The sequence below is a fragment of the Arthrobacter luteolus NBRC 107841 genome, from assembly GCF_001552075.1.
Lineage (GTDB): Bacteria > Actinomycetota > Actinomycetes > Actinomycetales > Micrococcaceae > Arthrobacter_B > Arthrobacter_B luteolus.
In genome coordinates this window covers 203,210-222,351 of sequence record NZ_BCQM01000004.1, presented here as the reverse complement: position 1 = coordinate 222,351, position 19,142 = coordinate 203,210, and the positions used below count along the sequence as shown (strand labels likewise).

Sequence of the window (19,142 nt, the reverse complement as noted above, 5' to 3'; positions counted from 1 at the left end):
ATGGGTCTATGGCTGTTACGGATGAAGCGATCACCAAAATCAAGGACATGCTCATCAGCGGTGAGCTGAAGGCGGGTGACCGGCTCCCCCCTGAGAAGGACCTCAGCGAGCGCCTCGGCCTGTCCCGCAGCTCCATGCGGGAAGCGGTCAAGGCACTGGAACTGATCCGCGTCCTGGACGTCCGCCGCGGTGACGGCACCTACGTGACCAGCCTCGAGCCGCAGCTGCTGACCGAAGCCATGGCTTTCGTCGTCGACCTCCACCAGGACACGTCGGTCCTGGAACTCTTTGAGGTCCGCCGCATCCTGGAACCCGGGTCCGCCTCCCTGGCTGCCCAGCGGATCACCGGGGAACAGCTCACCGAGCTGACCGCCACCCTGGACACCGTGCACGAGGACACCTCGGTGGAGGACCTGGTGGCCCATGACCTCGCCTTCCACAGCCTGATCGCCAAGGCGTCCGGGAATTCCTACCTGGAGAGCCTGCTCGACGGGCTCTCCAGCAGCACCGTCCGGGCCCGGGTCTGGCGCGGCCTGACGCAGGACAAAGCGGTGTCCGCCACCCTCGCCGAACACACCGCCATTGCCGCTGCCCTGGCACGGAAGGACGCGGATCTGGCCCGGGCCCTGATGACGGTGCATGTCAGCGGCGTGGAGAACTGGCTGCGCCAGGCCCTCTGACACTGGCCCACCTCACGGGCCAACCGGGCGAGGACGAACTGGCATCAAAGCAGGGTAAAAGGGGAATGTCCCGCCGGCTGCGGCCGGCGGGGCATTCCCCTTTAAAGCAGGAGCCTCTATTCGTAGAGGTTCGGCTTGATTTCGTCTGAATCGATGTTCTCAGCGTCGTACCAGAAGAAGCCGGTGTCGATCACCTTCTCCACGCTTTCACCCTTGGAAGCGGCGACGGCGGCCTTGACCGTCTCATAGCCGATTCCCACCGGGTTCTGCGTGACGGCACCAGCCATGGTGCCATCCTTGATCGCATCGATCTGAGCCTTGCCGGAGTCGAAGCCGACAATGGTCAGCTTGCCCTTGAGATTCAGTTCCTTGACGGCATTGACGACGCCGATGGCCGAGCCTTCGTTGGTTCCGTACATACCGGCCAGGTCGGGATGGGCCGCAATGATCGCCTTGGCGGCGTCGGTGGACTTCAGCTGGTCCCCGTCGCCGTACTGGACGTCCACCACTTCAATGTCCGGAGCGTTCTCCTCGATCCATTCCAGGAAACCGTCCCGGCGGTCCGTGCCGGACTTCGAGGTCTGATCGTGGGCGATCACGGCGATCTTTCCCTTGCCGCCGATCAGGTCCGCCAGCTGTTTGGCGGCCTCGGCGGCGGCTGCCTTGTTGTCGGTGGTGGCGGTGGCCACCGGGATGTCGCTGTCCACACCGGAGTCGAAGGCCACCACGGGAATGTCCTTGGACTTGGCCTCCTCCAGCAGCGGGGTGGCCGCCTGGCTGTCCAGGGCCGCGAAGCCGATGGCGGAGGGATTCTTGCCCAGCGCGGTGGTCAGCATCTGGATCTGCTGGTCCACGTTGGTTTCCTTGTCCGGTCCTTCGAAGGTGATTTCGACGCCGAATTCCTCCGCGGCCTGGTCCGCGCCCTGCTTGACGGCCTGCCAGAACTGGTGCTGGAAGCCCTTGGACACAATCGCGATGTACGGGGTTCCGCCGTCGGAATCCGCACTGCTTTCGGTACTTTCACATGCCGTCATGGTGAGCATCAGCGCTGCCGCGGCGGTGACTGCCGCAAGCTTTTTCCGGATCATTTCTCAAACTCCTTTGTTGGAAGAACCGTTGAGTGGTTGAAGAGCGTTGTACTGCCTCGGAGGTTTGGGGGACGGGAACACCCCGGGAGCGTGGGGCTACGTGCTGTTCTCCTTCCGGCGCAGCATGTCCAGGTAGACGGCAATCAGGATGACGACGCCGATCGCCACGTTCTGCCATTCCTGCGGAACCGAGATCACCCGCAGCCCGTTGGTCATCACCGACATGATCAGCGCACCGATGACGGTGCCGATAATCGAGCCCTTGCCGCCGGCCAGGGACGTGCCGCCGATGACGACGGCCGCGATGGCCTGCAGTTCGTACCCCATGCCCTGTCCGGGCTGCGCCGAGTTGAGCCTGGCTGCGATGATGACACCGGCGAGGCCGGTGAAGGATCCGGCGAGCGTGTAGATGAGCAGCTTCCACTTGCGCACGTTGATCCCGGAGAGCGCCGTGGCTTCCTCATTGCTGCCGATGGAGAACGTGTACCGGCCGATCAGGGTGCGGCTGAGCAGGATTCCGGCGACGACGGCGGCTGCGAAGAAGATGAAGACGGCATTCGGAATCACCAGTCCGGCAATCGGTTTTCCCAGCGCCAGGGCACTGAACCCGGGGGTGTCGTTGAAGTAGATCGGCTTTGTTCCGGAAATCACCAGGGCCAGTCCCTGGGCCACCATCATCATGGCCAGAGTGGCAATGAAGGGCGGAATTTTCAGGTAGGAGACGAAGAACCCGTTGACGGCTCCCATCAGGGCGCCGGCCAGGATCCCGCCGAGCACTCCGAAGATCAGCGGCATCCCAAGGTTGGTCAGCACCACACCGGTCATCACCGAGCACAGGCTCATGCCCGTGCCGACGGAGAGATCGATACCGCCGGTAACGATCACGAAGGTGGCGCCGAGGGCCAGGAGCCCGATGACCACGGTGGAGAGCAGGATGTCGGAGAGGTTCGTGGGCTGCAGGAACCGGGGGTTCAGGATGCCGAAGAGGATGACCAGGACGATCAGGGAGCCGAACGCCATCAGCTGCTGCAGCGAGGTCTGGAACCGGACGCGCAGGCCCGGGCTGGTGACGGCCAGGGCGCTGCGGATTCTTCCGGGGCCTCCCGGCTGCGGCTGCGGGCTTCCCGCAGGAGCCGCTGGTGCTTTATTTACCGTGCTCATGCTGCTGGGGCTCCTTTGCCTTGTGTAGCCAGTTCCATGATGTTTTCCTGCGTTGCCGCGGAGTTTTCGAGGACACCGGTGATCCGGCCTTCGCTCATGACCGCTATCCGGTGGGACATGCGCAGGACCTCGGGCAGTTCAGAGGAGATCATGATGATCGATTTCCCCGCCGCGGCGAGCTCGTTCAGGAGGGCGTAGATTTCGTCCTTCGCGCCGACGTCGATCCCCCGGGTCGGTTCGTCGAAAATGAGGATGTCGCAGTCGCGGAAGAGCCACTTGGCGATCACCACTTTCTGCTGGTTTCCGCCGGAGAGGTTCTTGGCGCTCTGCCGGATTCCCGGTGTTTTGATCCGCAGCTGCTGCACGGACGCCACGGCCTGGTCCCGGATGGCCTTCGGCTTCACGAACCCGGCCGTGCTGAGTTTGGGCAGCGACGTCAGCACAATGTTCTCGGCGACGCTGCGTTCGAGCATCAGGCCCAAATGCTTGCGGTCTTCGGACAGATAGCCGATGCCCAGCGCCGCGGCTGCTGCCGGCGTCGGGATTCTCACCGCACGCCCGCGGAGGTGGATGGTTCCGGCGGTGATCCGGTCGGCGCCGACGACGGCCCGGGCAACTTCGGTGCGCCCGGCCCCCATCAGTCCGGCGAACCCCAGGATTTCGCCGGGATGCAGGTCGAAGCTGACGTCGTCCAGCAGGGTCTTGGTGCTGAGACCGCGGACGCTGAGCAGCGGCTCTCCGCTGACCCGGGTTTCTGCAGGACGCTGGTCGGTTTTCACCTGCCGCCCCACCATCAGGGAGATGACTTCCCGCATGGTGGTGGCGGCGGTGTCCACGGTGTCCACGTATTCCCCGTCGCGGATAACCGTGATCCGCCCGGAAATCGCCTTGAGCTCGTCCATCCGGTGGGAGATGTAGATAACGCCGGTTTCCGCGGTGGTGAACTGGCGGATGAGTCCGTGCAGGGCGGCCACCTCCGCATCGTTCAGGGCCGCCGTCGGCTCATCCATAATCAGGACCCGGACCGAATCCCAGGAGAGGGCTTTGGCGATTTCCACCATCTGCTGCCGGGCGACGGTCAGCCCCGCTACGGGCTGCCGCGGGTCGAGGTCAATGCCGATCCGGTCAAAAAGCTCCTGCGCCTTGCGGTTCAGCGCACGCTCGTTCAGGAACGGGCCGGTGCGCGGCTCCCGTCCGATGAAGATGTTCTGGGCCACGGTCAGGTCCCGCATCAGGTGGAATTCCTGGTGGATGATGCTGATGCCCAGCTGCTGCGCATGGCGGGGGCTGGCCACGGAGATCTGCTCCCCGTTCAGCGTGAAGCTGCCCGCGTCCGGGGTTTCGATGCCGGAGAGCAGCTTCATGAGCGTGGACTTTCCCGCGCCGTTCTCCCCCACCAGCGCCAGGACCTCGTTGTGGCGCAGGTTGAGATGCATCCCGTCCAGGGCCTGGACGCCCGGAAAGGCCTTGCTGATCCCCTGCACTTCCAGGAGGTATTCACTCATGGCTGCCTGCTTTCATCTCATGCCCTGATTCACGCCGGGTTTCCGCCGCCGGCAGCCGGTAGATCCGGGCGGCGTTGCCGCCCATGAGGGCTGCATGTTCGGCCGGGGACAGCTCTGCGGCCAGTGCCTCGATCACGTTCAGTGTTTCGCCGTACCGGTCCGGACCGCTGACCGGCCAGTCCCCGCCATAAAGCAGCCGTTCGGGGCCAAAAGCGTCCAGGGCAATCTCCCACGTCCGGCGCAGCTCCTCGATGGTGTAGCCGGCGCCGGAGGTACGCAGTCCCGAAACCTTGGCGGTGATGTTGGGCAGCTCCGCGGCCTGCCTCAGCTGCCGCTCCCAGCGGTCCTCCCGCTCGGCCCCGGCTCCGCGGGGCGGTTTACCCAGATGGTCGACGACGATTCGCAGCCCGGGCAGCGCGGCTGCCAGCTGCGAAGCCTGGTCCAGGTGCCCGGGAAAGGCATCCGGAATGTCGAAGGAAAACCCGGCCTCGGCCACAAGGCAGAGTGAAGCCCGGACGGCGGGCAGCTGCAGGAAGTCCGGGCGCGGATCATCATGGACCAGGTGCCGGATACCCACAAATGCGGAGTCCTGGCTCCAGTCGCCCAGCTGTTCGGCTGCGGCAGCGGGAGTGTCCAGCTGGATCCAGCCGACGACGCCCCGCACGAAGCTGTGCCGGGCAGCCACCGAGAGCAGGTAGGCGGTGTCCCGGAGGCTGTCTTCGGCCTGCACCAGCACGGCTCCGTCGATTCCGGCGGCGTCCAGCAGCTGCCCCGCTTCGCCGGGGAGGAAACTGCGGCGAAGTTCCGGCTCGGCCTGTTCCAGCCAGCGGTATCCACCGGCGGAAAGGTCCCACAGGTGAAGGTGCGCGTCGAGGCGCGGGGCGGGATGCGCGTCGAGGCGGTGGGTGACGGCCCCGGTTCCGTTCTCACGAGTCATACGGAATCAGCTCCTCTGCGGCGAGCGCCGTCCACAGCTCTTCGGGAACCCCGGCCTGGAGGCGGGCCGCGTTCTGTGCGGCCTGGGCTGCGCTGGAGGCTCCGGTGACGACGGCCGCCACGGCCGGATGCCGCAGGCTGAAGTGCAGTGCGGCGGTGGGCAGATCGGTGCCGAAACGCCCGCAGACAGCGGCGATCTGCGCGGCCTTGGCCCGCACCTCCGCGGACGCCGGGGCGTACTTGTAGTGTGCCTGCGCCGGGACCTGCGGCTGGGCGAGGATGCCGGTGCTGTAGACGCCTACGTTGATGACCTTCACGCCCTTTGCCAGGCATTTGGGCAGCAGTTCGCGCGCGGCGGGCTGATCCAGCAGCGTATAGCAGCCGGAAAGCATGATGTAGTCCAGCTCGGCAGCTTCGATGCAGGCCAGCAGGGTCTCGGCGGAGTTCGCGCCGACGCCGACCGCGTCCACGGTTCCTTCGGCGCGCAGCTTTTCCAGTACCGGCAGCCCCTGTTCGATCCCGGCCGCCAGATCGTAGGCATCGGGGTCGTGCAGGAAGACAATGTCCGCCCGCGCCAGGCCCAGCCGGGTCAGGGAGTCTTCCAGCGACCGGCGGATGCCCGCTTCGCTGGGATCCCACTGCCGCTTGAGCGTGGCCGGCACGGCGAAGCCCTCGTCGTCCTTCTGGCCGGCGGAAAACTCCGGGTTCTCCACCAGCAGGCGGCCCACCTTGGTGGAGACCAGGAAACCGTCCCGCGGGCGGTCCGCCAGGAACCGGCCCAGCCGCTCCTCGGACAGGCCCAGCCCATAGTGCGGCGCAGTGTCGAAGTACCGGCTGCCGCCGTCCCAGGCTGCCTGCAGCGTTTCGGCGGCGTCGGCGTCGGACATTTCCCGGTAGAGATTGCCGATGCTGGCGCACCCGAACCCGAGCGGCCCCACCTCTGCGGTGGTCATGGCAGCTCCCACACCTGGTTGATGCCCCGGCCGGTTCCGGAGTAGTCGTCCTGCACGTCCAGCAGTTCCGCCATCTGGGCCTGCCAGGGCAGGTTGGCCGGGTGGGAGGCGAGGAACCGGCGCATGGCGGCGTAGTCATCGGCTTCCACTACATGGAAGAGGTCCAGTCCGCTGCGCCAGATCCGCCAGCTGGAAACCCCTGCCTCGCGCAGGGCGGCGTCCAGGTTCGCCGGGATCCGGGCGTGCACGGCGTCGTACTCCGCTTCCCGTCCCGGCTTTAGCCGGGTGTGCAGTGCGATGCGTTCCATGTCAGTGCGCCATCTCCTGTTCGATTCCGGCGGTCCAGGCCGGTCCGTCCGGAAAAGCGTACGTTTGCAGCGTCGCTGCGAGCATCTGGGACCCGCCGCCGGGAGCAAGCGGGGCCCAGTACCGGCCTTCGCGGACATCGACGGGCGTCACAAAGTGCTCGTGGAGGTGGTCCACATACTCAATGACCCGGTCTTCCTTCTCTCCGGAGACGGCCACGAAGTCGAACATGGACAGGTGCTGCACCGCTTCGCAGAGCCCGACCCCGCCGGCATGCGGGCAGACCGGGACCCCGAATTTAGCGGCCAGGAGCAGGATGGCAACGTTCTCATTGACCCCGGCCACGCGGGCGGCGTCGATCTGCAGGACCTGCAGCGATCCGGCCTGCAGCATCTGCTTGAAGACCACCCGGTTGGCCACGTGCTCGCCGGTGGCCACCCGGACCGGGGCGATGGCCCGGGCGATGGCTGCGTGGCCCAGGACGTCGTCCGGGCTGGTGGGTTCTTCCACCCAGGCCAAATCGAAGGGGGCCAGCTGCCGGATCCAGTCGACGGCGGTGTCCACGTCCCAGCGCTGGTTCGCGTCCACTGCGATCCGGACATCGGGCCCCACGGCGGCCCGGGCAGCGCGGAGCCGGCGGATGTCGTCGTCGAGGTCCGCACCGACCTTGAGCTTGATCTGCCCGAAGCCGTCCTGGACGGCCTCACCGGAAAGCCGGATCAACCGTTCGTCCGAGTAGCCCAGCCAACCCGGCGTGGTGGTGTAACCGGGGTATCCCTCGGCCAGGAGCGTGGTTTCCCGCTCCTGCCGGCCGGGTGCCGCCCGGTGCAGGATGGCCAGCGCTTCCTCCGGGGTGAGTGCGTCGCTGAGATAGCGGAAATCCACCAGGGCAACAATTTCCTCCGGGCTCATCCGCGCCAGGAGCTGCCACAGGGGAAGGCCTGCCCGCTTGGCCTTGAGGTCCCAGAGAGCATTCACCACAGCGCCGATGGCCATGTGCATCACGCCCTTTTCAGGTCCCAGCCAGCGCAGCTGCGAATCGTGGACCATCATCTTCCAGGTGCCGCCCATATCCGCGAGCAGTTCCTCGCAGTTCTGCCCCAGCAGGTGGCCGGCGAGGGCCTGGATTGCGGCCGCCTCCACCTCGTTGCCGCGCCCGATGGTGAACACAAAGCCGTGCCCCTCCAGTCCGTCGGAGCTGTCAGTCCGGATCACCAGATAGGCAGCGGAATAGTCGGGATCGGGGTTCATGGCGTCCGATCCGTCCAGCTCCACGGAGGTCGGAAAGCGGACGTCGCTGGTCTCGACGGCGGTAATGGTGCTCACGTTCGGCTCTCCCGTGTTCGGTGGTAACTGGTTGACGCTTCACCGACCCTAAACATCGGATGTCTATGTTGTCAATCATTGATTTTCCCGTAGACTCTGGACCCAGAACCCCAGATAGTTCGGATGTTCACTCCGTATGGTGCCGTTGAGCTCGGTTGCCTGCGGGGCTCCGTAACGGCAACGAGGCAAGGACACAGCAATGAAGTTTGTACGGTTAGGTCCCGCTGGCAGTGAGCGCCCGGCCGTCCTGGCGGCCGACTCCGGCGGCATCGAGCGAACCTATGACCTGGACCCGCTGACTGCGGACGTCGACGGCGCATTCCTCGCCGCGGGCGGAATCGAAGCCACCCGCCGCGCCCTGGCTGCCGGCACCCTCCCGGAGCTTGCGGATCCCGGAAACCTGCGGATCGGGGCACCGATCGCCCGGCCCGGCTCCATCATCTGCATCGGCATGAACTACGCCGCCCATGCTGCCGAGTCCGGTGCCGAACCACCGCGCATCCCGGTGGTGTTCCTCAAACCGGCCAACACCATCGCCGGGCCCTACGATCCCGCCCCCATCCCCCCGGGCGCCCGGAAATACGACTGGGAGGTGGAACTGGGAATCGTGATCGGCCGCCCGACCGTTTACCTCGCCTCGCCGCAGGACGCCGCCGGGGTCATCGCCGGGTACACGGTGGCCAACGACCTCTCAGAGCGCGCCTATCAGATTCCCGGCGACGCCGGCCAGTGGACCAAGGGAAAATCCCTGCCGGCCTCAACCCCGGTGGGCCCGTGGCTGGTACCCGCCGATGAGCTGGACCCGTCGGCACTGGGCATCCGCAGCCGGATCAACGGCCAGGTGCGGCAGGATTCCAAAACGTCGGACATGCTCTTCGACCCTGCCGTCCTGGTCCACCACGTAAGCCAGTACATGCTGCTGGAGCCGGGCGACCTGATCCTGACCGGCACCCCGGAGGGTGTGGCGCTGTCCGGACGGTTTCCCTACCTGGCGGCCGGGGACCTGGCAGAACTGGAAATCGACGGCCTGGGAACCCAGCGGCAGGAGTTCTTCGCTGCCGTCCCGGGCCACCACCCACAGACAGGAGATACCCAATGAGCGGGGAAATGACCGGCCTGGCCGCCATCGTCACGGGAGGAGCCTCCGGGCTCGGAGCAGCGGTCGCCGGCCGGCTGGCCGGCCTCGGGGCCAAGGTCGCCGTCCTGGACCTCAACCCGCCGGCGCCGGGAAGCAGCCCGCATCTGGGGATCCGCTGTGATGTCAGCGATGACGCCTCGGTGCGCGCCGCCGTCGCGCAGGCCGCGGAGGCGCTCGGCGGGCTGGACGTGGTGATCAACAACGCGGGAATCGGTGCACAGGGCACGGTCGAGGCCAACACCGATGAGGAATGGAACCGGGTCTGGGACGTGAATGTGCTGGGCATGGTGCGGGTGTCCCGGGCCGCACTGCCCTGGCTGCGGCGTTCCTCCGCGGCGGTGATCGTCAATACGTCCTCGATCGCCGCAACGGCAGGGCTGCCGGAGCGGGCCCTCTACAGCGCGACCAAAGGCGCAGTGCTGTCACTGACGCTGGCCATGGCGGCCGACCACCTGCGCGAAGGCATCCGCGTCAACGCGGTCAATCCGGGTACCGCCGACACTCCGTGGGTCGGCCGGCTGCTGGATGCCGCCGCCGATCCAGCGGCGGAACGGGCAGCACTGGACGCCCGCCAGCCGCACGGCCGGCTGGTCTCTGCCGATGAGGTGGCCGGCGCCGTCGCCTATCTGGCCAGCCCATTGTCCGGCTCGACGGCGGGAACGTCCCTGGCGGTCGACGGCGGGATGCAGGGGCTGCGGCTGCGCCCGGCGGCCACCCCGGATCCGGCGGCCGCCCCGGCCTGAACCGCTAGGCTGGTCCCTGGCGTACGGAGGGAAAGGGACCGGCACCGTGGCGAACTCAGAGTCGGGCGAATCGGTGATCGACCGTGTCGTCAAGATCCTCAGTGCGTTCAGCAAGGACGCTCCGCTGCTGACCATGAGTGAGCTTTCCCGCTCCACCGGTCTTCCCGGCAGTACTGCCCACAGGCTGGCCAGCGATCTGCTGGCCGCCGGCCTGCTGGAACGGGACAAGGACGGACGTTTCGGCGTCGGTGCCAAGATGTGGGAACTGGCAGCCCGGTCCAACCCCGTCGAGGAATTCCGCCGGCGGGGGCTGCCGGTCCTGGAAGGCATCCATGCCGCTGTGCGCCAGCATGTCTCCCTGGCCGTTCCCCGCTTCGAGAACTTCACGGTGCTCTACGTTGAGCGCCTGGACCAGCACGGCAGCGCCGTCATCCTCTCCGAGGTCGCGGGCCGGCTGGACGCGCACAACACGTCGCCGGGCCTGGCCATGATGGCCCACGCGCCCCTCGACGTCCAGAACCGGATGCTCTCCACTGAGCTGGAACAGACCACCGCCGCCACAGAGACCGACCCTGCCAGGATCCGGGCGCATCTCGCGCTGATCCGGGAACGCGGCTTCGCCCGGCTGGCCGGGGTCCTGGTCGCAGACAATGTTTCCTATGCCGTGCCGGTCCTGGGGCCCGCCAATAAGGTCATCGGGGCAGTCAGCGTCGTCACGCCGCTGTCCGAAGACGCCCCGGAGCTCATCATTCCGGTGCTGGTCGCCGCCGGGCGAACACTCTCCCGCACCATGGGCGCAGAACGCCGCCCCTATGGTTCCCGGCCCTGGCTGCGGACGGCCCGGGCCTAGCCCAGCAGCGCGGCCCGCCAGCCCCGTTCCCATTGAACGGGCAAGATTTAAGCGTTGTGACCCAGGTCCCATAGCGTTGTGATCCAGGTCCCCCTTTCAATTCCGCAGCCATCGGCTGCGGCCCCCCGCTTAGCACGGCATGCCCTTGGCCTGCCCTGCCCGACAGGAGACACCATGGCCCACAACGGCCCCAGCACCGCAACGGCAACGCCGCCGTCGGAGAGCCCGGCGGATTCCGCGGGGCGCCAGACACCCCGCAAGGCTGCGCTGGCCTCATTCCTCGGTTCCACACTCGAGTACTACGACTTCTTCATCTACGGCACCGCCGCCGCGCTGGTCTTCAACAAGCTGTTTTTCCCCGGAAGCGATCCTGTTATCGCCCTGCTGGGCTCGATGGCAACGTTCGGCGTCGGATACCTCGCCCGCCCGCTGGGCGGCATCGTGATGAGCCACGTCGGCGACCGGGTCGGCCGCAAGAAGGCCCTCATGATCACCCTGGTCATCATGGGGGTCGCCTCGCTCATGATTGGTTTCCTCCCGACCTACGAACAGGTTGGCTGGTGGGCCACCATCCTGCTGGTCATCGGCCGTCTCGCCCAGGGATTCTCCGCCGGGGCTGAAGCCGCCGGTGCCTCAACCCTGACAGTTGAGCACTCGCCCGAAGGCCGCCGCGGCTTCTTCACCTCCTTCGTGATGACCGGCTACGCCTCCGGCATGGTGCTGTCCACCATCGTTTTCATTCCCATCGCATCCCTTCCCGAAGAGGCCCTGATGAGCTGGGGCTGGCGCATTCCGTTCTGGCTTTCCGTGGTCGTCCTGGCCGTTGCGTACTGGGTCCGGACCCATCTCGATGAAACCCCGGCCTTTGAAGAGGTCAAGGAAGAGGCGGCGAAGGAGAAGGCCTCCAAACCCAGCACGCCCGCCGCGATTGTGCTCCGCACCCAGTGGCGGGACGTCCTGCGGATCGTTGTCATCAGCCTCTACTCCGTGATGCAGACGATCTTCACGGTCTATGCCCTGGCGTACGCGACCGGCCCCCAGGTTGGCCTGGACCGTGCGGTGATGCTGACCATTAATGCGGTGACCGTAGGACTCTCCATGTTCACCATCCCCCTGGCCGGTATGCTCTCTGACCGCTTTGGCCGCAAACCCGTTCTGCTGACCGGCGCCGTGGGCTGTTCGATCACCATCTTCGGATACTTCTGGGCCATCAGCGACCAGAACGTTGGCTTGATCTTCCTGTTCGGCTTCCTGAACATGTCCCTGTTCTATTCCTGCTGGAACGGCGTCTGGACGGTCTTCTTCCCCGAAATGTTCGCCGCGCCGGTCCGCTACTCGGGCATGGCGATCGGCAACCAGTTCGGCCTGGTCCTCACCGGGTTCGCCCCGGCTATTGCCACCCTTCTGGCCGGCGACGGCGTCAACGGCTGGGTGCCGGTGGCCGTGTTCGCCGTAACCTGCGTGGCGATCTCCAGCATCGCCATCGCCACGGCCCGGGAGACCGCCTTCACTCCGCTCAAGGAACTGGGCAACCCCCAGCCGGCTGGAAATTCCTAGCCGCGCCCCCCTCCCCTGGCCCCGCCAGCTTCCCCCTCCCAAGCCACCCCACGCTCCTTTGCGAAAGGCATTTCCCCGTGAACCACCAGCTCCCTGTCCCCCAGCGCCGGCTGCGCGTCGGCATCGTTGGCTGCGGCATGATCAGCCGCAACCATCTCGAGGCCTTCGCGGCACTGGACGCGGCAGAAGTCGTCGGCGTCTGTGACACGGACCTTGGCCGCGCCCAGGCGACGGCTGCCGCCTGGGCGGTACCGAACGCCGTCGACTCCGTCGCGGCGCTGCTGGCCCTCGGACTCGACATCGTCTCGGTCTGCACCCCGCATCCCACCCACGAAGCCGTGGTCCTCGAGGCGGCCGAAGCCGGCGTGCATGTCCTGTGCGAGAAACCCATCGCAGTTGACCTCGCCTCCGCTGAACGCATGGTGGCTGCGTGCAGCGCCGCGGGCGTCAAGCTCGGTGTCCTCTTCCAGCGCCGCTTCTGGCCGGCGGCGCAGCGCGTCCGCACCATGATCGACGACGGAACCCTGGGAACGCCCGTGATCGGACACGTTTCCGTGCTGCTGCACCGCGATCCCAGCTACTATTCGGCGGATGCCTGGCGGGGTACCTGGCAGACCGACGGCGGCGGTGTGCTGATGACCCAGGCAATCCACTACATCGACCTCCTCCAGTGGTACATGGGCGGCGTCGCCGAGGTTTACGGCGCGATCAATACCTTCAAACACGGCGAGCATATTGAAGTGGAAGACTCCGCCACCGCCGTCCTGAAGTTCACCTCCGGTGCCATCGCCACCCTGTCGGCCTCCACGGCTGCCTCTCCCTCACTGGGCGTCCAGATCCGCATCACCGGCTCCACCGGGGCCACCGCCGAGCTCAGTGAGTTCCCCGAGGGAACCGACGGCAGGGTCACCCTCATGGCCGCCGGCGGCACCGTGGAGACCACCCCCGTGCACCCCAGCGATGCCGAGGCAAACGTTGACCTGACCTCCATCAATGCCCAGCTCATTCCGCACCACACCAGCCAGATCCGCGATTTTGTCGAGGCCCTGGCTGGCGGCAACGACCCGGCAATCACCGGCCGGGACGCCAACAATGCCCTCCGGATCCTGCTCGCGGTCTATGAATCAGCGCGCACCGGCCTGCCGGTCCGCTTCGCACCGTTCCCGGCGGATGGTCCCACGGCCCCCGGAACCGTCGTCGCCCGCGCCGCAGCTCTGGCCGCCTCCGCCGCGGCGGCCGGCTAGCCGCGCCTCTTCCAAGGAGAACCACGTGAACCACACACCCCAAGGCGGCTCAGCCCATGCCCGGCAACCGCTCGAACTCGGCCGCAGCGGACGCACCCCGGTGGTGCTGCGGAACCGGCTCGCCTCCTCGCCGATGGAGCGCAACTACGGAACCACCGACGGCCGGATGACCGAACAGTACCTGGACTACCTGGTCACCCGGGCCAGGGCGGGGCTCGGAATCGTGACGACCGAAGCAACGTACGTCCGCGCTGACGGCAAGGGGCGCACCCATCAGCTGGGCCTGCACACCGACCGCACCGTTCCCGGTATGAAGATCTTCACCGACGCCGTCCATGCGGAGGGCGCCCTGGCCGCCGTCGAAATCAACCATGGCGGCCGCACCGCACAGGCCGAAGTCACGGGATTCAAGAACGTGGCGCCGTCACCGTCTGCCTGCGGCGTTGCCGGCGGCGAACTGCCCCGCGAGCTGACCACGGAGGAGGTCCGTGAACTGGCCGCCGCGTACGGGGAGGCAGCGCGCCGGGCCGTTGAGGCCGGTTTCGACATCATCAATATCCACGGCGGCCACGGCTACCTGGTCCACCAGTTCATGTCTCCCCGCACCAATTGGCGCCGGGACGAGTTCGGTGCCGGTGAGGCGTTCGTGAACCTGGTCATCGACGAAATCCGCGCCCGGGTTCCGCAGGCCGTCGTCGGGATCCGTATTTCCGTCGTGGAAGGCGTCGAGGGCGGACTTGATGCCGCTGGCCAGCTCTCCGTTCTGGACCGGGTCAACACTGACGCCCTGGACTTCATCGACCTCTCCGCCGGCAGCTACGAGGCCGGGGAATGGATTGTGCAGTCCGGCGAATGGGCGCCCGGGGTCCTGGGCAGCTACGCCCGGGAGTACCGCCGCTACGGCCTCCCGCTGGGCCTGGCTGGCCGGTTGAACTCCCCGGAAATCATCGACGCCGTGCTGCGGGACGGCTTGTGCGACTTCGTCTCGCTCGGCCGGGCCGTACACGCCGACCCGGACTTTGTTCCCGCCGTCCTGCACGGCAGCCGCTACCGCCCCTGCATCGCCTGCAACGTCTGCATCGACAATCTCGGCATCGGGCAGGTCACCTGCACCGTCAACCCGGCCGTCGGCCGGTCCCGGACTCCCGTTCCGACGCCCGTGGTGCGGCCCGGTTCCCGCGCCGTCGTCGTTGGCGCCGGCCCTGCCGGCCTGACGGCGGCCCGCGAACTTGCCTGCGCCGGTGCCCGGGTCACGGTGCTCGACGCCGGCACCCGGCTGGGCGGCGACTTTGCCCAGGCCGAGCTCATGAAATCCACGCCGGACTTCCACCGCTTCACCAGCTGGGCCGCCGAGGAGAATCAGCGCCTCGGTATCCAGATTCAGCTCGGCACCGCCGTGGACACGGCCCGTCTGGACCGGCTCGCCGTCGAACATCAAGCGGACACCATTGTCCTCGCCACCGGCGGGATCCGGCCGGAGCAGAGTTTCGCCGGAGCCGGCGGCCCCCTGGTCTCCGACGTCCGTGCCTGGCTGCAGGCCCACCAGGGCATCCTCGACGGCACCGAACCCGCCCCCGCGGCCCTCACGATCTGGGGCACGGACTCGGTGGCCATGAGTGTCGCTGACAGCCTGGCGGACCGCGGCACCGCGGTGCTGCTGGTTGGTCCGCAGGAGGTGATTGCACCTGAGGCGGGACGCCGGGCCAAGATCCTCGCGGCCCCGCGGCTCCAGGCCAATCCGGCGGTGCGGATCCGGCTGGATTCCCGGATCGCCGAATTTGCCGATGGACGGCTCCGGATTGTTGGTCCCCACGGTGAGGAGTGGCTGGACGCCCCGGGCGAGCTTCTGGTCTCCCGCTCCGTGCTCCCGCTCAGCCCGGCTATCAGCCCCGAGGGACGCGAGGCCGCGCTCAGCCAGGCCGCCGGAGTGCCGGTCACCCTGGCCGGCACAGTGGTGGACCAGTTGCCGGCCATCGCTTCCAACGCCATCAAGAGCGGCTTTGACGCCGGCCAGCGGGCCGCTGCCTACCTCGCCGGTGCCGATCCAGCTTCCGGTGCCACGCCCGCGCTCGGCGGCCCTGCCTCAGCGCCGGCCGCCGTGGTTCCGCTGGAGGCTGCCCGATGAGCGCCGCACGCCGCCAGCTCGGCATTGCCCAGCTGTCCCTGCTGCAGTCCTCCCCGCCGGAGCTGGTGTCCCTGGCCGCAGCGGCAGGATTTGATTTCATCGGCGCCCGGGTACGCCCGGTGACCGCCGCCGAGCAGCCCTTCAACGTCCAGCCCGGATCCCCCCTGCTGGCCGAGACACTCGCCCGGATGGCGGACACCGGTGTCCGGGTCCACGACATCGAGTTCCTGCTGCTGGACGGCAGCGATCAGCGCGCCGCCTGGCTGGCCATGATGGAAGCGGGACAGGCACTGGGTGCCTCGTCGCTCACCGTCGCGGCCAGCGATCCTGACCGGTCCCGGCTCGCCGACACGCTGGCGCAGATGACCGCGGACGGCCGGGCGTACGGCATCATGCCGACTTTGGAGCCCATCTCCTACCAGGCGGTGAACTCCATCCCGGCGGCGGCCGGACTTGCCCGGTACGCCGGCTGCCGGATCGTCGTGGACGCCCTGCATGTGCGGCGTTTCGACGGAACTCCGGAGCAAATTTCGCAGAATGCGGATCTGGTTCCGCTGCTTCAGCTGTGCGACGGACCGGTGCAGCGGCCGGCGGACAGGCCTGGCCTGGTCACCGAATCCCGGTCCGAACGCGCAGTGCCCGGCAGCGGCGGCTTTCGCCTGGCCGAGCTCGTGGCTTCGCTGCCGGCCGGCGTGCCGGTGAGCGTGGAGACCCCCTCTGACAGCACCGTGGCCCGGATCGGCGAACTGGCCTGGGCACAACAGCTGCGGGCCGCCGCCGTAGATGTACTCGAAAAAGCCGCTGCCCTGCCCGCGGCGCCCGAACTGTGAGAGCCGGCTCAGACATGACATACTCCAGCACCGCCCCGAAAAAGCAGCTCGAAATCGCACCGGGAGCAGTGATCCCGCTGATTGGCCTGGGTACGTGGCCGCTGGTGGGCCGGGAGGCCGCAGACGCCGTCGCCCGCAGTATCTCCAACGGGTACCGCCATGTGGACACCGCGGAGAAATACGGCAACGAGGAAGCGGTCGGCGAAGGAATCCGCCGCGCAGGGATTGACCGGGCCGAGCTCTGGGTCACCAGCAAACTCAGCCTCGCCGGCCACTCCCGCACCGCCGTCCGAACCGTGTACGGCGAAGCGCTGAAGCGGCTGGGGCTTGTCTATCTGGACCTTTTCCTTATTCACTGGCCCAATCCCGCGCTGGACCGCTACCTCGAAACCTGCGCTGGCCTGCAGGATCTGGTGGACGAAGGGCTCCTGCGCGCCTGGGGAGTCTCCAACTTCAAGCCCGCACACCTGGACCGTGTCGCCGCCGAGGGGCTGAAGCCGGCGGTTAACCAGATCCAGGTGGATCCCCACCACCTGCAGCGGGGCCAGCTGGAGCACCATAACGCCCTCGGTATCGCCACCGGGGCGTACAGCCCGCTGGGCCGGGCCGGTGCCTTCCTCGACCACCCGGCCGTCACGGGACCCGCTGCCGGCTACGGCAAGACGCCCGCCCAGGTGGTCCTTCGCTGGCATCTTGACTCCGGCCGCATTGCAGTCCCGAAATCAGCCAGCGACGCCCGCCAGCGCGAAAACCTGGACATCTTCGACTTTGTCCTCACTGACAGCGAGCGTGCCGCCATCGACGCCCTGGACACCGGGGCGGGCCCGCGCCTGGACGCCGACGAGTACGGCCACTAACCCCGCCGCTGCACCCCATCCACACCGAACTACCGAACCACCGAAATGGATCCACACCCATGAGCACCACCACCGCCCAGCCCCTCGACGTCGACGTCCTTGTGATCGGTTCCGGTGCCGGCGGCCTCTCCGCCGCTGTCACCGCCGCCTACCACGGGCTGAAAGTCGCCGTGGTGGAAAAAGCCGCGGTCTGCGGCGGGGCCACCTCCTGGTCCGGAGGGTGGGCCTGGACGCCCGGCAACCCGCTGGCCAAGGCTGATGGCGTGGACGAGGACCGCGAACAGTTCCGCACCTATCTGCGCCACCGGCTGGGTGGCAACTACGACGCCGGCCGCGTGGACGCGTTCCTGGAGGCCGTGCCGCACATGGTGGGCTTCTTCGAACAGAAAACCAGCCTGCAGTTCACTCCCGGCGCCAAAATCAACGACATCTACGGGAAAACGCCGGGCGCCGGCACCGGGCACCGTTCCGTGGGCCCCGCCCCGATCAACGCGCGCCGCATCCGGCCCGAGGTGCGGGCCAAGATGCGCCACCAGCTGTACGAAACGTCCTTCCTGGGCATGGGCATCATGGCCGGACCGGACCTGACGAAGTTCCTCGGCGCGTCCCAGGGCAGCATCAGCGGTTTGCTGCACGCAGCCAAGCGGTTTGTCCCGCATGTCTTCGACCTGCTGGTCCACCGCCGGAACATGCAGCTGGTCAACGGCACCGCACTGACCGGCCGGCTGATGAAATCCGCAGACGATCTGGGGGTCGAGATCCGGATCTCGACCCCGGCGCGGCGGCTGCTCACCGACGCCGCGGGAGCCGTGACCGGAGCCGAAGTGGAAGGCCCGGACGGCCGGTATGTGATCACGGCCAGGCGCGGAGTCGTGCTAGCCACCGGCGGGTTCCCGCAGGACGTCGAGCGGCGTCGAAAGCTGTTCCCCAAAACTCCCACCGGCACCGAGCATTGGACGCTGGCCCCGAAGGAGGTAACCGGCGACGGCCTCACCCTGGCCGAGGCGGCGGGAGCGCAGTTCAAAACCGATCTGGCTTCACCCGCTGCCTGGTGCCCGGTGTCCCTGGTCCCCTACGCCAGCGGCCGCGAGGGGGTTTTCCCGCACATCATGGACCGGGCGAAACCCGGCAGCATCGGCGTACGGCGGGACGGCAAGCGGTTCGTCAATGAGGCGAACGGGTACTACGACTACGTTGCCGCGCTCTTCGAAGCCACCCCCGAAGGTGAAGAGGTTGCCTCCTGGCAGATCGCGGACGCCCGGTTTGTCCGCCGGTATCCGCTCGGCATGGCCAAGCCGCTGCCCGTGCCGCTGTTCCCCTACCTGCGCTCCGGCTACCTGAAGAAGGGCCGGACCCTGGAGGAACTGGCCCGGAACTGCGGAATCGATCCGCAGGGCCTCAAGGACACCGTTGCCCGGTTCAACGAGCATGCACGGCGCGGCGCCGATCCGGACTTCGACCGCGGGGAGACCAGCTTCAACCGCTACGGCGGCGATCCGAAAACCTCCCCCAACCCGTCACTGGCCCCGCTCGAGAAGGGCCCGTTCTACGCCGTCAAGGTAGTTCCCGGCAGCTTCGGAACCTTTGCCGGGATTGACGTTGATTCCCGCGCCCGGGTCCTCAACGCCGCCGGCACACCCATCGGAGGGCTGTATGCCGTGGGCAATGACCAGGCCAGCGTGATGGGCGGCCATTACCCGGCCGGCGGAATCAACCTGGGCCCGGCTCTGACCTTCGGCTATGTGGCGGCGCGCGACGCAGCCGGGGTCACGGCCTACGAGGACGCCGCCGGCGCTGTGCCTGCGATTTAGTCCGCACCGTCGGCACGGGTTCTGCTGGGCTG

17 protein-coding genes are annotated in these 19,142 nt (G+C 67.5%); 10 read left to right on the top strand and 7 right to left on the bottom strand.

Annotation, left to right across the window (positions count from 1 at the left end; genetic code table 11):
• Nucleotides 1-8 precede the first annotated feature (8 nt).
• The gene (locus AL3_RS09660) at nt 9-680 is read left to right on the top strand and encodes a FadR/GntR family transcriptional regulator (RefSeq protein ID WP_066299935.1); all 672 of its coding nucleotides are present in this window, start codon (nt 9-11) and stop codon (nt 678-680) included.
• Between the two features lie 116 nt (nt 681-796).
• Here the strand turns inward: AL3_RS09660 and AL3_RS09655 are convergent, their stop codons facing one another.
• The 7 genes from AL3_RS09655 to AL3_RS09625 all read right to left on the bottom strand — a co-directional run bounded on the left by AL3_RS09655 (nt 797) and on the right by AL3_RS09625 (nt 7,955).
• Complete coding sequence (locus AL3_RS09655) at nt 797-1,768, bottom strand: ABC transporter substrate-binding protein (RefSeq protein WP_066299933.1); 972 nt, start codon at nt 1,766-1,768, stop codon at nt 797-799.
• A 96-nt stretch (nt 1,769-1,864) separates the two neighbouring features.
• Nucleotides 1,865-2,929: an ABC transporter permease gene (locus AL3_RS09650; protein WP_083521632.1), complete on the bottom strand. Its 1,065-nt coding sequence runs from the start codon at nt 2,927-2,929 to the stop codon at nt 1,865-1,867.
• Nucleotides 2,926-4,434: a sugar ABC transporter ATP-binding protein gene (locus tag AL3_RS09645; protein WP_066299932.1), complete on the bottom strand. Its 1,509-nt coding sequence runs from the start codon at nt 4,432-4,434 to the stop codon at nt 2,926-2,928. The genes AL3_RS09650 and AL3_RS09645 overlap by 4 nt, the downstream gene beginning before the upstream one ends.
• Nucleotides 4,427-5,371 carry an amidohydrolase family protein gene (locus AL3_RS09640; RefSeq protein WP_083521631.1) on the bottom strand — a complete coding sequence of 315 codons (945 nt, stop codon included), beginning with the start codon at nt 5,369-5,371 and terminating at the stop codon, nt 4,427-4,429. The genes AL3_RS09645 and AL3_RS09640 overlap by 8 nt, the downstream gene beginning before the upstream one ends.
• Nucleotides 5,361-6,323, bottom strand: coding sequence for an aldo/keto reductase (locus tag AL3_RS09635; protein WP_066299928.1), 963 nt, complete (start codon nt 6,321-6,323; stop codon nt 5,361-5,363). Before AL3_RS09635 ends, AL3_RS09640 begins: the two co-directional genes overlap by 11 nt.
• Nucleotides 6,320-6,631 carry an L-rhamnose mutarotase gene (locus AL3_RS09630; RefSeq protein ID WP_066299925.1) on the bottom strand — a complete coding sequence of 104 codons (312 nt, stop codon included), beginning with the start codon at nt 6,629-6,631 and terminating at the stop codon, nt 6,320-6,322. The genes AL3_RS09635 and AL3_RS09630 overlap by 4 nt, the downstream gene beginning before the upstream one ends.
• 1 nt (nt 6,632) lies before the next feature.
• The gene (locus AL3_RS09625; protein ID WP_066299924.1) at nt 6,633-7,955 is read right to left on the bottom strand and encodes an enolase C-terminal domain-like protein; all 1,323 of its coding nucleotides are present in this window, start codon (nt 7,953-7,955) and stop codon (nt 6,633-6,635) included.
• Nucleotides 7,956-8,154: 199 nt separating this feature from the next.
• Between AL3_RS09625 and AL3_RS09620 the strand changes: the two genes are divergently transcribed.
• From AL3_RS09620 to AL3_RS09580, 9 genes are all read left to right on the top strand, one after another.
• A complete protein-coding gene (locus AL3_RS09620) occupies nt 8,155-9,054 on the top strand; it encodes a fumarylacetoacetate hydrolase family protein (RefSeq protein ID WP_066299922.1) in 900 nt (299 codons plus the stop codon).
• On the top strand, nt 9,051-9,836 hold the full coding sequence (locus AL3_RS09615; protein WP_083521630.1) for an SDR family NAD(P)-dependent oxidoreductase: 786 nt from the start codon (nt 9,051-9,053) through the stop codon (nt 9,834-9,836). Before AL3_RS09620 ends, AL3_RS09615 begins: the two co-directional genes overlap by 4 nt.
• A 46-nt stretch (nt 9,837-9,882) precedes the next feature.
• Nucleotides 9,883-10,686, top strand: coding sequence for an IclR family transcriptional regulator (locus AL3_RS09610; protein WP_066299920.1), 804 nt, complete (start codon nt 9,883-9,885; stop codon nt 10,684-10,686).
• Between the two features lie 174 nt (nt 10,687-10,860).
• A complete protein-coding gene (locus AL3_RS09605; protein ID WP_066299918.1) occupies nt 10,861-12,243 on the top strand; it encodes an MFS transporter in 1,383 nt (460 codons plus the stop codon).
• A gap of 77 nt (nt 12,244-12,320) precedes the next feature.
• Nucleotides 12,321-13,487 (top strand): Gfo/Idh/MocA family protein, encoded by a 1,167-nt coding sequence (locus tag AL3_RS09600; RefSeq protein ID WP_246168650.1) that lies wholly within the window; start codon nt 12,321-12,323, stop codon nt 13,485-13,487.
• 25 nt (nt 13,488-13,512) lie between these two features.
• Entirely contained in the window at nt 13,513-15,612 is a 2,100-nt protein-coding gene (locus tag AL3_RS09595) for an oxidoreductase (RefSeq protein WP_066299915.1), read from the top strand.
• Nucleotides 15,609-16,442 carry a sugar phosphate isomerase/epimerase family protein gene (locus AL3_RS09590; RefSeq protein WP_066299913.1) on the top strand — a complete coding sequence of 278 codons (834 nt, stop codon included), beginning with the start codon at nt 15,609-15,611 and terminating at the stop codon, nt 16,440-16,442. The genes AL3_RS09595 and AL3_RS09590 overlap by 4 nt, the downstream gene beginning before the upstream one ends.
• Before the next feature lie 14 nt (nt 16,443-16,456).
• Nucleotides 16,457-17,299: an aldo/keto reductase gene (locus AL3_RS09585; RefSeq protein WP_066300229.1), complete on the top strand. Its 843-nt coding sequence runs from the start codon at nt 16,457-16,459 to the stop codon at nt 17,297-17,299.
• Between the two features lie 59 nt (nt 17,300-17,358).
• Nucleotides 17,359-19,110 (top strand): FAD-dependent oxidoreductase, encoded by a 1,752-nt coding sequence (locus AL3_RS09580; protein ID WP_066299911.1) that lies wholly within the window; start codon nt 17,359-17,361, stop codon nt 19,108-19,110.
• Nucleotides 19,111-19,142: the final 32 nt, after the last annotated feature.